At 69.3% G+C, this 12801-nt stretch carries 12 protein-coding genes; 10 read left to right on the top strand and 2 right to left on the bottom strand.

Annotated features, from left to right (window positions below; all coding sequences use genetic code 11):
- Window positions 1–40: 40 nt before the first annotated feature.
- The gene (locus ACIBG8_RS21390; RefSeq protein ID WP_397344613.1) at window positions 41–1228 is read left to right on the top strand and encodes a PIG-L family deacetylase; all 1188 of its coding nucleotides are present in this window, start codon (window positions 41–43) and stop codon (window positions 1226–1228) included.
- On the opposite strand, the gene ACIBG8_RS21385 is transcribed toward ACIBG8_RS21390, so the two are convergent.
- On the bottom strand, window positions 1151–2446 hold the full coding sequence (locus tag ACIBG8_RS21385; protein ID WP_397344612.1) for an FAD-binding oxidoreductase: 1296 nt from the start codon (window positions 2444–2446) through the stop codon (window positions 1151–1153). The genes ACIBG8_RS21390 and ACIBG8_RS21385 overlap by 78 nt on opposite strands.
- 25 nt (window positions 2447–2471) lie before the next feature.
- Between ACIBG8_RS21385 and ACIBG8_RS21380 the strand changes: the two genes are divergently transcribed.
- From ACIBG8_RS21380 to ACIBG8_RS21370, 3 genes are read left to right on the top strand one after another with little or no spacing between them, the layout of a single operon-like run.
- Window positions 2472–3152 carry a helix-turn-helix domain-containing protein gene (locus ACIBG8_RS21380; RefSeq protein ID WP_397344611.1) on the top strand — a complete coding sequence of 227 codons (681 nt, stop codon included), beginning with the start codon at window positions 2472–2474 and terminating at the stop codon, window positions 3150–3152.
- Between the two features lie 51 nt (window positions 3153–3203).
- Window positions 3204–4082, top strand: coding sequence for a hypothetical protein (locus ACIBG8_RS21375; RefSeq protein ID WP_397344610.1), 879 nt, complete (start codon window positions 3204–3206; stop codon window positions 4080–4082).
- A gap of 5 nt (window positions 4083–4087) precedes the next feature.
- On the top strand, window positions 4088–5203 hold the full coding sequence (locus tag ACIBG8_RS21370) for an epoxide hydrolase family protein (RefSeq protein ID WP_397344609.1): 1116 nt from the start codon (window positions 4088–4090) through the stop codon (window positions 5201–5203).
- A 517-nt stretch (window positions 5204–5720) separates the two neighbouring features.
- On the opposite strand, the gene ACIBG8_RS21365 is transcribed toward ACIBG8_RS21370, so the two are convergent.
- Window positions 5721–6578 (bottom strand): sigma-70 family RNA polymerase sigma factor, encoded by an 858-nt coding sequence (locus ACIBG8_RS21365; RefSeq protein ID WP_397344608.1) that lies wholly within the window; start codon window positions 6576–6578, stop codon window positions 5721–5723.
- 84 nt (window positions 6579–6662) lie between these two features.
- Here ACIBG8_RS21365 and ACIBG8_RS21360 point away from each other — a divergent pair, with 84 nt between their 5' ends.
- The 6 genes from ACIBG8_RS21360 to ACIBG8_RS21335 all read left to right on the top strand — a co-directional run bounded on the left by ACIBG8_RS21360 (window position 6663) and on the right by ACIBG8_RS21335 (window position 12782).
- Window positions 6663–7007, top strand: coding sequence for a VOC family protein (locus ACIBG8_RS21360; protein WP_397344607.1), 345 nt, complete (start codon window positions 6663–6665; stop codon window positions 7005–7007).
- 100 nt (window positions 7008–7107) lie between these two features.
- Window positions 7108–8409, top strand: a complete 1302-nt coding sequence (locus tag ACIBG8_RS21355; RefSeq protein ID WP_397344606.1) for an ABC transporter substrate-binding protein — start codon at window positions 7108–7110, stop codon at window positions 8407–8409.
- A complete protein-coding gene (locus tag ACIBG8_RS21350) occupies window positions 8406–9254 on the top strand; it encodes a carbohydrate ABC transporter permease (RefSeq protein WP_397344605.1) in 849 nt (282 codons plus the stop codon). Before ACIBG8_RS21355 ends, ACIBG8_RS21350 begins: the two co-directional genes overlap by 4 nt.
- A gap of 68 nt (window positions 9255–9322) precedes the next feature.
- Entirely contained in the window at window positions 9323–10132 is an 810-nt protein-coding gene (locus ACIBG8_RS21345; protein ID WP_397344604.1) for a carbohydrate ABC transporter permease, read from the top strand.
- On the top strand, window positions 10129–11802 hold the full coding sequence (locus tag ACIBG8_RS21340; RefSeq protein WP_397344603.1) for a glycoside hydrolase family 36 protein: 1674 nt from the start codon (window positions 10129–10131) through the stop codon (window positions 11800–11802). The genes ACIBG8_RS21345 and ACIBG8_RS21340 overlap by 4 nt, the downstream gene beginning before the upstream one ends.
- Window positions 11799–12782, top strand: a complete 984-nt coding sequence (locus ACIBG8_RS21335) for a LacI family DNA-binding transcriptional regulator (RefSeq protein WP_397344602.1) — start codon at window positions 11799–11801, stop codon at window positions 12780–12782. The genes ACIBG8_RS21340 and ACIBG8_RS21335 overlap by 4 nt, the downstream gene beginning before the upstream one ends.
- Window positions 12783–12801: the final 19 nt, after the last annotated feature.

The following is a 12801-nucleotide window of genomic DNA, read 5'->3' as shown; positions in this document are numbered from 1 at the left end:
CGTTTGCCGAGTGTTCGGGGGCGGTTCGTTGGGACGTTGGTTGCGGGCTGCTGTCGCGAGTCTGCTTCTGGCCCTCGCCTTTCCCGGCCAGGCGCCCGCGCACGCCAGGTGCGCTGTCAGGGAGCTCAACGTGGTGGCGCACCACGACGACGACCTGCTCTTCCTCAACCCGGCGATGGCGCGGTCGATCAGGGCGGGCGCGTGCGTGCGCACGGCCTTCCTGGTGGCCAGCGACTACCACGCGCACGGGCGCAAGCGCTACATGCTCGCCCGCGAGCGCGGCCTGCGCGCCGCCTACGCCCGGATGGCCGGGATGCCCGAGTCGGCGTGGAAGTCGAAGCGGACCAGCGTCAACGGGCACCGGCTGACCTTGTGGACGCTCGGTCCGCGGCTGTCGATCCTGGAGTTCCGGCTGCCGGACAACGCCACCGCGCCGACCGGCCGCATGCGGGCCTTGTACACGGAGGGCGCGAAGGTCAGCGACTACTCCGGGCACGAGACCTACGACCGCGCCGACCTCACCGCCACCCTGGCCGCCGTGGTCAACGCCTTCGAGCCGCGCCTGGTGCGTACCCTCGACCCGAGCGCCGACCTGCACGGCGGCAAGGAGTACGACGAGTTCCACCACGACCACGTGACGGTGGCCAAGCTCGTCGGGGACGCGGCAGCGGGAACGGGCGCCGCGATCCAGTACTACCGCGACTACCCGGGCAGATACGCGCCGGACAACCTCACCAGGCAGGACGCCGAGGACAAGCTCGCCACGTTCGCGACGTTCGCCGCCTACGACAGGGACATCTGCCACAACCTGCGTTCCTGCGAGTTCTACGCCGGCCTCAACCACAGCCAGAACCTCGCCACCCCCGCCTCCCTGCTGCCGTGGACGCCCGCCGGGCCGGTGAAGCCCGCCTTCACGCACGCCAGGCTCATGACCAAGACCGGAGAGTGCCTCGGCGCGCCCGGCTGGCTCGCCCGTGCCGACGGCCAGCGGATCGTCCCAGGCCCGTGCGGTGACGAGCGGTTCACGCTGGTGAACGGCGTGCTCAAGCTGGACAAGGTCAACGAGTGCCTGGAAGCGGTGGGATCGGCCGCCGTCGTGGGCCAGTGCACCGGCGACGGGCACTGGACCTACACGAAGGGCGTGCTGTCCTCAGCGGGGGTCAGGCTGGATGTTCTGGTTCAGGTGGAAGACGTTGGCGGGGTCGAAGGTGTTCTTGAGCGCCGTTAGCCTCGCCAGCTTCTCCGGCGAGTACGCCCTGCGCACGCCCTCCGCGCCGTCGTCGGTCAGCGCGTTGACGTAGACGCCGCTGGCGAACGGCTCCAGCGCCGTGGCACTGTCCCGCGCGGCCGACACCCTGGCCGCGTCCTCGGCCGGGTCGCTCCAGCGGGCGCTGGTGCCCCACTCGAACAGGGTGGCACGGTGGCTGAACGCGGTGTCGTCGTCGGGCACGTCCGCGATGGCTCCGCCGTACGCCTGGAGGCCGACGCTCGGCGGGTGCTCGGCTGGGCCGCCGCGCTCCAGGAACACCTCGATCGCCTCGTCGGGGAAGGCGCGCAGGTAGTGGCCCTTGGAGTAGCGGCGGAAGTGGTGGCCCTCGACGCTGTCGTCCATGCGCTGGAGGTCGACGTAGGACAGCTCGCGCACCCTGCGCTCCGAGGTGCCCAGGCTCTCGAAGGCGCGCTGGAGCGGGTCGGCGTGCGCCGGGTCGCCCACCCAGACGAAGCCCACGGCCAGCAGGCCGTCCGAGCCGATCGCCGCGGTGAAGGTGGCCTGCCTGGGCGCGTACTCGTTCATCTCGCACCACGACCTGAGCACCCGCCTGCCCTCGCCGGTCGGGAAGGCGTACTCGGCGACCAGCGACCTGGTGCCGACGTCGTGCAGGTGGAACTCGAACTCGGTGACGATGCCGAAGTTGCCGCCGCCTCCGCGCAGGCCCCAGAACAGCTCCTTGTTCTCCTCCGCGCTGGCTCTGACGAGCTCGCCGTACGCGGTGACCATGAAGAAGGCGGAAACGTTGTCGCAGGCCAGGCCGTGCTGCCTGGCCAGCCAGCCCATGCCGCCGCCCAGGGTCAGCCCGCCGACCCCGGTGTGGCTGACGTTGCCGGCGGTGGTGGCCAGGCCGTGGACCTGGGAAGCGGCGTCGAGCTCGCCCAGCAGCGCGCCGCCCTCGACCCACGCCTTCCGCTGGAGAGGGTCGACGCGCACGGCGCCCATGGGAGTGAGGTCGATCATCAGGCCGTCCTCGGGTACGGCCAGGCCGAGCACGCCGTGCCCGCCGCAGCGCACGCCGACCTCGAGGCCCTGCTGCCGTGCCATGGTGAGTGCTCGCACGACGTCGTCGGTGGTCGAGCATCTGGCGATCAACCGGGGACGCCGGTCGACCATCGCATTCCAAACCATCCGCGCCCGGTCGTAACTCGGATCTTCGGGTGTGAGGAGTTCCATGCGGTCAGAGTATGCTCCGGCGGATATGGAGCAGAGTGAGCTTTTTGACCGCGTACGGGAGTTGCGCGGCGAGGGGAAGTCCCCGAAGGAGATCGCCCGCGCCCTGGGCGTCGCGCCGTCGGTCGTCGCGCCCATCGTGCGCGAGGTGGCCGCCGCTGTCGAGCGCTCCACCGAGGTTTTCGGTTGCTGGGTCAACACCGGGTGGAGCGTCGGGCTGACGGTCGACCCGGGACGAGGGTGGCACGACTCGGAGCCGGTCCAGCGGCCGACCACCGGGGCCGTCAGCGTGCTGGTTGCCAGGCGGCACGGCTACGACAAGCTTTCCGTGTGCGGGTACCTGGCCGACGTCTACTGCGTGGGGATCAAGAACACCGCGGGGCCGGACGTCATGAGCGAGGTGGAGTTCCGGCGGTTCCGCGAGTATTTCTTCAGCGACTACGCCGGGTGGCAGGAGATCCCGGACGAGCTGGCCAGGCAGCTGGTGCTCGGGTCGATGGAGTACGCCAACGGGCTGGGGTTCGAGCTCGACGACGAGTTCACGGCCGCGTTGAAGCACCTGGGGGAGTGGGAGGTGCCGTCGGCGATCACGTTCGGCAGGGACGGCAAGCCGTTCTACCAGCCGGGCGCGACCGACGACCCGCGCAAGGTGCTGCGCATCCTGCGCCGCTCGGGCGCGGACTTCGATCACGCCGTCGAGGGAGTCTGATCCCCCGCACGGGGGAGGGGTGACGGGGACCGCCCCTGAAGAGTGGTCCCCATGACGCTGGCAACACGGATCTGGTCGCTGCTCTTCGCCCTGGCGGGAGCGTTCTGGGCGGTCGGCGGGGCGGGGTTCCCGTTCGGCGCGAACGACCCGCGCGCAGCGCAGGTGGGGTCGCTGTTCAGTACGGCGGAGCCGTTGCCCACCGGCATCGTGATGGTCGTGGCCGGGTTGCTCGGCGCGGTGCTGGTGAGGGTCAGGCCGTTCGCGTGGGCGATGGCGTTCAGCCTGGTCATCCTGGTGCCCGACACGCGGGTGGTGCAGAACTTCGCCTACCTGTTCATGGGATACACCGGCCTGTGGGACGGGCCGCTGCTGTTCATGGTGTTCTGCATCGCGGGCGGCGCGCTGTGGGCGGTCATGGGCTGGCGGGGGTCGTCCGAGGTCCCGCGGTGGGGGCGGGCGGCGACTTACGCCGCCGCTCTGCTGGCCCTGCCATACGCTGCCGTACGGCTGGCCTGGGCTGCCGGGATCCCGCTCGGGGTGCCCGACGGGTTCCTCATGGAAGGTGCGGAGGCCGCTTTCGCCGAGGCGGTCCTGGGCGGGCTCTGCGTTGCCGGGGCGGTGCTGACGCTCGGGCTGGTGCAGCGGTGGGGCGAGGTGTTCCCTCGCTGGATCCCCTACCTGCGCGGCAGGCGTGTGCCCGTCTGGCTGGCCGTGGTTCCCGGCCTCGCGGCGGCGGCGATGATGACGCAGGCGGGGTTGCGCGCGCTGATCTGGTTCGTGCGCGGCGAGATCACGATGACCTCGGAGACGTGGGGCGCTTTCGGGCCCGCGCTGTCGTGGCTCCCCTGGGGCCTGGCCCTCTTTTCCGCGACTTATGCCTATTTTCTCCGGCGAACTCATGGAATGAAGCGTTCCGTTCTGGTAGAGTGAACGTCATGGAGATCAAGCCGTTCCACATCGACATCCCGCAGGCCGACCTCGACGACCTGCGCGACAGGCTGGCCCGCACCCGCTTCGCCGAGGAGCTCCCCGAGTCCGAGGTCACCGACGGCGTGCAGCGCGGTCCGGTGCAGCCCGGCTGGGAGTACGGCGTGCCGGGGTCCTTCGTGCGCGACCTGGTCGCGCGGTGGCTCGACGGGTACGACTGGCGGGCATGGGAGGCGAAGATCAACGCCTACCCGCAGTTCACCACCGAGATCGACGGGCAGACGATCCACTTCGTGCACGTGCGGTCGGCGCGGGAGGACGCAACGCCGCTGATCCTCACGCACGGGTGGCCGAACACGTTCATCGAGTACCTCGACCTGATCGAGCCGCTGTCGCAGGACTTCCACCTGGTCATTCCGTCGATCCCGGGCTTCGGTTTCTCCGGGCCGACCCGTGCCAAGGGGTGGGGCGCCGCGCGGGTCGCCGACGCGTGGGCGGCGCTCATGGCTGGGCTGGGTTACACGCGGTACGGTGTGCACGGCAATGACGCGGGCGCCATCATCAGCCCTGTCCTGGCTCGGCGGCACCCGGAGGCGGTGATCGGGGTGCACGTGAACCAGATCTTCTCGTTCCCGTCTGGCGACCCGGCGGAGTTCGAGGGGTTGTCTGAGCAGGACATGCAGTATTTGGGGTTCTTGCAGGGGTTCGTGGAGCATGCCATCCACGACCGCGCACAGGCGGCGCAGCCGCAGACGCTGGCCCACGGGTTGGCCGACTCTCCGGCGGGGCAACTGGCATGGATCGGCCAGCTCCTGGCTGGGCTTCCCGACAAGGACCTCATCCTGACGAACGCCACGATCTACTGGCTGACGAACACGGCGGCGTCATCGGGTCGCTTCTATTACGAGAACCACCACGAGGAGACCGACACCTCTCCGACGACGTTCCCCATCGGGTTGGCGTCGTTCGCGTACGACTTCCGCCCGTTGCGGCGGTTCGCGGAGCGGGACCACCACAACATCGTGCATTGGAACGAGTACGACCGGGGCAGCCACTGGGCCGCCCACGACGCCCCCGACCTCCTGATCGCCGACATCCGCTCCTTCTTCACCAAACTCCCCTAACCCGCCTCTCATCCCTCAGCCTCCCTTTCCCATTTCCTCTTCCTCCTCTTCCGCTCCCTCTTCCTCCCTCACGCCCGCCTGCCCACCCTCCGCCCGCCCACCCGCCCGCCCCCGGTCCTGCTGGGGCGGGCGGCCTCTGGCAGTTTCCGCCCGTGCGTGGCTGAGGACCTTCACCCCACGACCCAAGCGACCAAGAGCTAGCTATTGGATCTGCTGACTGCAGGTGTCGTCGTGCGATAGTTGATGGGGCGTGGAGATCCAGCGGCGACAAGCGGGGCGGTCGGGGGTTGGCGGCCGGATGGGTCGCGTGGCAGGTTCACCGCGAAGATCCACCTATCGACCGATGGTTGCTGTCATCCCATGCCGGTGGGCCTGACGCCTGGCCCGCACGGCGACAGCCCAGTCCCTGGGCCCTTTCGTTGGGCGCTTCCTCCCTTGGCTCTGGTGGGGGGCTCTGGCAGTGTCCGTCCGTGCGTGGCTGGGAGCCTACGACCCGGGCCCTGGTGCTTCGTGTCGGTTAGTTGGTGAGGAGTTCCAGGTCGAGGGTGTCCAGGTAGTCGGGGTCGGCGAGCATGTCGATCCCGGCGATCCGTCCGTCGACGATGGTGAAGGCGAAGACCATGCGTGGGCGTCCGCCAGGGGCCCAGACCGCGCCCGCTGCGCCGTTGATGAGGGCCAGCTGCGCCGCCTGTGCCCGGCCGGAGAAAGTGCCTGCCACGTCCGATGCGCCCCTGAGCAGACCGGATGCGCCCACGGAGACGGCGGCGGTGTCGGCGCGCAATATGACGTCCGGGTCCAGCAGTGAGAGCAGTGCGTTGAAGTCGCCGCCGCGCGACGCCGACAGGAAGGCGTTCACGATCTCGCGCTGCCGCACCAGGTCGGTCTCCGGCGCGGGCGGTGCGCCCTGGACGCGGCGGCGGGCTCGGCTGGCCAGTTGGCGGGCCGCCGTCGGGGTTCGGTCCACGATCGGGGCGATCTCGTCGAAAGGGACGCCGAACAGGTCGTGCAGCACGAAGGCCAACCGCTCGGCGGGCGCCAGTGTCTCCAGGACGACCAGCATCGCCAACCCCACCGAGTCCGCGATCACCGCCTCCTGCTCGGGATCCGCCCCACCTGGTGGCTCCGCCGTACGGGTCTCCAGGGAGTCCTCCCGGCGCGTGGCGCGCGAGCGCAGCATGTTCAGGCTCACCCGACCCACGATCGTCGTCAGCCACCCGCCCAGGTTCTCCACGGACGAGGTGTCCGTACGGCTCAGCCGTAGCCAAGCCTCCTGCACCGCGTCCTCGGCCTCGGCGGCGGACCCCAGCATGCGATAGGCGACAGCCTGCAGATGCGGCCGGTACTCCTCGAACTGTCCCGCCAGAAAATCGTTCATCGGTCACGTTCCTTCGTCGCGTCGTGTCATAGGCACTGACCGAAGAAACCTCGTCAGTGTGACGAGCGGCAGAAGGAGTACCCCATGACAGAAGGCATCAAGACGATCGTCTACCCGGTCTCCGACCTGGCGAAGGCCAAGAGCCTCTACAGCTCGTTCCTCCAGGTCGAGCCGTACATGGACGAGCCCTACTTCGTCGGTTTCAACACCGACGGCCCGAGCGTCGGCCTCGACCCGCACGGCGCGGCGAAGAACATGACCGGCCCGGTCGTGTTCTGGAACGTGCCCGACATCAAGGCGTCCGTCCAGACGCTGCTCGACGCGGGCGCTGAGCTGGTCCAGGAGGTCAAGGACGTGGGCGGCGGCGCGATCACCGCGATGGTGAGGGACGCGGACGGAAACGTGACGGGCTTCATCCAGTCAGCTTAAGCCTGCTGAAAGTTTTCGCTCCAGTCTTGCAAGTCGGAGTCCGACGGGGGTAGCGTCTCGGCGCGTCAGACCATCTCGCTGCCCCCCAGGAGACTCGCCCATGGACCGTCGCCGATTCCTTCAGCTCAGCGCCCTGACCGCGGGCAGCGCCGTACTGACCGCCTGCGGAAGCAACAGCGAGAGCACACAAAAGGCGATCACCGTCTGGAGCTGGCAGGGGCCGGCCGCCATGATGAAGGAGCTGGTCCCCGCCTTCCAGCAGGCGAATCCGGGCATCACCGTCGACGTCCAGGACATCGGCAACCCGGCCATCTGGGACAAGATCACCACTGGCATGGCCGCGGGCGGCCAGGGGCTCGGCGACGTGCTGCACATCGGCGTCGACTACCTGCCCGCCTACGTCGAGAAGTTCCCCGACGGCCTGGCCGACCTGGTGCCGCTCGGCGCCGACAAGCACAAGGCCAAGTTCGCCCAGGGCATGTGGGAGACCGTCAGCCGCAACGGCAAGGTCTACGCCCTGCCCTGGGAGGCGAACTCGGCCGGCTTCTACTACCGCGCCGACCTGTTCGAGCAGGCGGGCGTCGACGTCGAGGCGCTGGAGAACTGGGACCAGGTCATCGAGGCCGGGATCAAGCTCAAGGCGAAGACCGGCGTCCAGCTGTTCGGCATCGACAAGGCGGCCACCCAGGCCGACTCGGCCAACGTCTTCCAGTTCCTGATGCAGCTCCAGGACAGCTTCTACTTCGACATGCAGGGCAACGTCACCCTCGACACCCCGCAGGCCGTCACCGCGATGACGATCATCAAGAAGCTCAACGACGCGGGCCTGGTCGCCGACATGGGCGGCGGCTGGAACACGATGATCAGCCTGATCAAGAAGGGCGCCGTCGCCGTCCAGCCGATGCCGACCTGGTTCGGCGGCATCATCGAGGAGAGCGCCCCCGACCAGAAGGGCAAGTGGAAGGTACGGCTCCCGCCGGCCGTCACCCCCGGCGGCAAGGTCTCCGCCACCGTCAACTCCACCCACCTGGCCGTCGCGGGCACCAGCAAGAACAAGGAGGCCGCCTACGCCTTCGCCGAGTTCGTGCTCACCCGCCCCGAGAACCAGGTGAAGATCTACAAGGGCAAGGGCATCGCCCCGGCCCTGATGAGCGCCTACGACGACCCGATCTTCCACGAGCCCTCGGCGTTCTTCAGCGGCCAGAAGAAGGGCGAGGTCTTCCTGGAGGCGCTCAAGCAGCCCTCCTACGTGACCAACTACACCGCCGACTACGCCCGCGCGCTCAAGGCGGTCGACGACGCGCAGGGCAAGGTGCTGCTCAAGGGCGCCGACCCGGCCGCCGCGCTCAAGGAGGCCGCGGATCTCGTGGCCCAGCAGACGGGGCGCAAGGTTCTTCGATGAGGCTCGCTCCCTACCTGTGGGTGCTGCCCGCGGTCGCACTGTTCGCGATCTTCAAGCTGTACCCGATCGCCTGGTCGTTCTGGCTGAGCCTGTTCAAGACGGACGGCGCGCTGTCGTCGTTCGCCGGGACGGCCAACTACGAGCGGCTCGCCGGGGACACGCTGTTCTGGAAGGCGCTCGGCAACACCTCGGTCATCCTCGCCGTGCAGGTGCCGATCATGCTGGGGCTGGCCGTCGCGCTCGCGGTGGCGCTCAACTCGGCGGCGCTACGGTTCAAGGGCTTCATCCGGCTGGGCTTCTTCCTGCCGATGATCATGGGCCTGGTGGCGTACGGCCTGCTGTTCGCGGTGCTGCTCAACCCGCAGTCCGGGCTGGTCAACTGGTTCATCGGGCTGCTCGGCGGCGATCCGGTGCCGTGGCTGACCGACACGTTCTGGGCGCGGGTGGCGATCGGCCTGGCGATCACCTGGCACTACACCGGCTACAACGCGGTCATCTACCTGTCCAGGCTGCAGGCGCTGCCGCAGGACCACTACGACGCGGCCGCGGTCGACGGGGCCAACGCGTGGCAGCGCTTCGTGCACGTCACGCTGCCCGGCCTGCGTCCCGTCGTGCTGCTGACCGTGGTCATGTCGACGATCGGCACCCTGCAGCTGTTCGACGAGCCGTACGTCATGACGAACGGCGGGCCGGACAACAGCACCCTCACCGTGGGCCTGTACCTGTACAACAACGGGTTCAAGTTCTTCGACTTCGGCTACGCCTCGGCCATCGCCTACGCCCTCGCCGTGATCATCGGCGTGCTCGGCATCGTGCAGTTCAAGGTGCTGGGGGAGAAGGCATGATCGAACGAAGTTCGAGCATCAATAAACACAGCACGCTGCATTTTGAGCCCGACGAAGGAGGGCTCAGAATGCGTCGGATCATGCTCACGTCGACGTTGCTGATCCTCGTGGCGGTCGTGCTCGTGCCGTTCTACTGGATGGTCGTGGGCGCCACGCACAGCACGGCCGAGGTGTTCGACAGCCCGCCGCCGCTGCTGCCCGGCTCCCACCTGCTGGACAACCTCGCCGGGCTGGAGTCGGGTGTCGGCTTCAGCCGGGTGGTGCTCAACTCGGTGCTGATCTCCACGCTCTACACGCTGCTGTCCGGCCTGGTCTGCACGATGGCCGGGTACGGCTTCGCGAAATACTCCTTCCGCGGCAAGGAGCTGCTGTTCGGGCTGCTCATGCTCGGCCTGGTGATCCCGAGCCAGGTCACGCTGGTGCCGCTGTTCAAGATGATGATGGAGCTCGGCTGGCTCAACACCTACCAGGCGATCATCCTGCCCAACCTGGCGCTGCCGTTCGGGATCTTCCTGATGCGGCAGTCGATGTCGGCGCTGCCCGACGAGCTGCTGGCAGCGGGCCGGGTGGACGGCTGCGGGGAGCTGCGGCTGTTCTTCCGCGTCGTACTGCCGCCCACCCGCCCCGCGCTGGCGGCGCTCGGCATCTACCTTTTCCTCTACCAGTGGAACGACTTCGTCTGGCCGCTGATCGCGTTGCGCACCCGCGACGCGTACACCATCCCGCTGGCCATCGCCTCCCTCCAGGGCGCGAACGACACCGACTTCGGGCAGATCCTCGCCGGCACGGCCGTCGCGGCCCTGCCCATGGCGATCCTCTTCCTGGCCCTTCAACGACACTTCGTGTCCGGACTACTCGCAGGAGCTGTCAAAGAATGAGCGTCACGACCGCCGGGCTGGCGCCCGCGCCCACTTCGGTGCTGCTCGACGACGTACGGCTGGCCGTACTGAACGCCGGTTGGACGTTCGACGACGGGGTGCTCGCGGTGGACGGGGCGGCGGAGATCCGCCTGTCCGTCCCGCTGGGCGACGCCGTCGGGTTCTGGCACCCGACCCGCGAGTGGCCCAGGGCGCTGGTGGCCGACTGGGAGGGCTGGGCGCGGGTGGCGCTGGTGAACGGCGCGGCGGCCGGGTGCGTGTACGACAGCACCGGGCGCACCCTGCTGGCCTTCGCGGCGCTGGACCCGGTGCCCGAGGTGTGGATGCGATACGGCGTCTCGGAGGAGAACAAGACGTTCGTCGTGCATCTCACGGTGCCAGGGCCGTACCGGATCGCCTTCGAGCCGTCGGCGGTCAGCGTGGCCGCCGCGATGCGCGGGCTGCGCGGGGTGCTGGGGTCGGTGAAGGCGCGCGACGGGGCACGGGAGCCGGTGTACTCCACCTGGTACGCGTTCAACCAGGACGTGAGCGCGGAGGGGGTCGAGGCGGAGGCGGCGCTGGCCGTCGAGGCGGGGTGCGGGGCGCTGATCCTGGACGACGGGTGGCAGGAGTTCGGGAGCGGGCGCGGGTATGCGGGCGTGGGGGACTGGGTCCCCGATCTAACGAAATTTCCGGACTTCGCGGGGCATGTGGCGCGGGTTCAGGCGCTCGGGTTGCGGTATCTGGCCTGGGTGGCGCCGTTGTTGCTCGGGCCGTCCGCACACTGTTTTGACGAAATTTCGCCGTATGCGGAGGCGGACTCCCTCGTGCCGGGCGCGCGGGCGCTCGACCCGCGCATCCCCGAGGTGCGGCGGCACGTCGTGGCCATGTGCGCACGCCTGATGAACGACTACCGGCTCGACGGCTTGAAGATCGACTTCCTGGAGCAGGTGATGGTCTACGCGGGCCGCCCCTCCCCGCTCGCCGACATCTCCGACGTCGGCGAGGCGATGCGGGTGCTGCTCGCCGAGATCAGGGCGGCGCTGGGCGAGGAGGCGCTGATCGAGCTGCGCCAGCCGTACACGGGACCTGGCCTGTCCGGGTTCGGCGACCTGATGCGCGCCGACGACTGCCCGTCCGACGTCACCGCCAACCGGGTGCGCACGATCGACGTCGCGCTGCTCGCGACCGGCGGAGCCGTACACGGGGACATGCTCATGTGGGACCCGGCCGGGCCCGTGCACAGCGCCGCGCGGCAGATCATCGGCTCCTTCCACGCGGTGCCGCAGATCTCCTGCAAGCTCGGCGGCCTGCCCGCCGAGCAGCGGGAGATGGTGCGGTTCTGGCTGGCCCGCTGGCGGGAGCTGTCGCACGTGCTGCTCGACGGCGAGACGGAACCCGGACGGCCGGACGAGCTCTACCCCGTGGTCACCGCCACGCTCGGCGACGAGAGCGTGATCACCGTGACCGCCGACCGGGTCGTGCGGGTGACCGGCGGGCGCCGGGTGACCGTGATCAACGGCACCGGGGGGCCGGGGCTGGTGCTGGATCTCGCCCAGGAGTGCGCCGTGGTGCACGTCTTCGACGCCGCCGGCTCTAGGATCGAGCCGACGGCCGGGAAGATGGGTCCCGGCCTGTGCAACCTGAGCGTGCCGCCCTCCGGGATGGCCCTGCTGGAGGTCGTCCAGTGAAGATCGGCATCACCGAGGTGGCCGCGCTGGCCGACGTCAGCGAGGCCACGGTCAGCCGCGTCATCAACCGCCGCACGGGCGTGTCGGCCAAGACGCGGGAGGCCGTCGAGCGGGCCATGGCCGAGCTGGGGTACGAACGCTCGACCAAGGGCCACATCGTCGCGGTGATCACGCCCTGGCTGTCCAATCCGTTCTTCGCCGACGTGGCCGAGCTCATCGAGTCCGCGCTGGCGCCGCACGGGCTGAAGGGCGTGCTCTGCCCGGCGATGCCGGGCGGCATACAGGAACGCGACTTCGTGATCGCGCTCGCCGATCACGGAGTGGCCGGAGTGGTGTTCCTGTCCGCCAACAACACGCTGGTCAACGGTGACCCCGAGACCTACAACGTGCTGGCGGCCAGGCGGATCCCCTTCGTCGGCGTCAACGGCGGCTTCGAGGGGCACGACGCGCCGGTCTTCTCCACCGACGACTACCTGTCGGCAGAGCTGGCCGTCGACCACCTGTGGTCGCTGGGCCACCGCAGGATCGGCCTGGCGTCAGGCCCGACCGGCAACCACCCGGCCGACCGCCGGGTGGAGGGCTTCGTCACCGCGCTGGAGAAGCGCGGCGCGGGCGACGCCCTGATCGTCAGGCAGAACTACACGATCGAGGGCGGCCAGTCGGCCACCACCGAGCTGCTCCGTCAGGGCGTCACCGCCGTGGTCGCGGCCAGCGACTTCATGGCGCTCGGCGCGATCAGGGCGGTACGCAGGCAGGGGCTGAGCGTGCCCGCCGACGTCTCGATCGTGGGGCACGACGGTTCGATGATCATGGAGTTCGTCGACCCGCCGCTGACCACCGTGCGCCAGCCGATCGACCGGCTGGCCAAGGCGGTGGCCCGCGGCATGGTCGCGCTGGTCAGCAACCAGGACGTGCCCAAGGGCGAGCTGCTGTTCAGCCCCGAGCTCGTAGTCCGGGGCTCCACCGCGCCACCGCGCTGACCCATCGGAGTTTGTCACC

The sequence above is a fragment of the Nonomuraea sp. NPDC050556 genome, assembly GCF_044457355.1.
Classification (GTDB): Bacteria; Actinomycetota; Actinomycetes; order Streptosporangiales; family Streptosporangiaceae; genus Nonomuraea.
This window is presented reverse-complemented; position numbering and strand designations above follow the sequence as displayed.

Excerpts from the sequence above, each read along its gene's own strand:
- ACIBG8_RS21385 (WP_397344612.1), bottom strand. The coding sequence starts at position 2,446 with ATGGAACTCCTCACACCCGAAGATCCGAGTTACGACCGGGCGCGGATG.
- ACIBG8_RS21380 (WP_397344611.1), top strand. The coding sequence starts at position 2,472 with ATGGAGCAGAGTGAGCTTTTTGACCGCGTACGGGAGTTGCGCGGCGAG.
- ACIBG8_RS21375 (WP_397344610.1), top strand. The coding sequence starts at position 3,204 with ATGACGCTGGCAACACGGATCTGGTCGCTGCTCTTCGCCCTGGCGGGA.
- ACIBG8_RS21370 (WP_397344609.1), top strand. The coding sequence starts at position 4,088 with ATGGAGATCAAGCCGTTCCACATCGACATCCCGCAGGCCGACCTCGAC.
- ACIBG8_RS21365 (WP_397344608.1), bottom strand. The coding sequence starts at position 6,578 with ATGAACGATTTTCTGGCGGGACAGTTCGAGGAGTACCGGCCGCATCTG.
- ACIBG8_RS21360 (WP_397344607.1), top strand. The coding sequence starts at position 6,663 with ATGACAGAAGGCATCAAGACGATCGTCTACCCGGTCTCCGACCTGGCG.
- ACIBG8_RS21355 (WP_397344606.1), top strand. The coding sequence starts at position 7,108 with ATGGACCGTCGCCGATTCCTTCAGCTCAGCGCCCTGACCGCGGGCAGC.
- ACIBG8_RS21350 (WP_397344605.1), top strand. The coding sequence starts at position 8,406 with ATGAGGCTCGCTCCCTACCTGTGGGTGCTGCCCGCGGTCGCACTGTTC.
- ACIBG8_RS21345 (WP_397344604.1), top strand. The coding sequence starts at position 9,323 with ATGCGTCGGATCATGCTCACGTCGACGTTGCTGATCCTCGTGGCGGTC.
- ACIBG8_RS21340 (WP_397344603.1), top strand. The coding sequence starts at position 10,129 with ATGAGCGTCACGACCGCCGGGCTGGCGCCCGCGCCCACTTCGGTGCTG.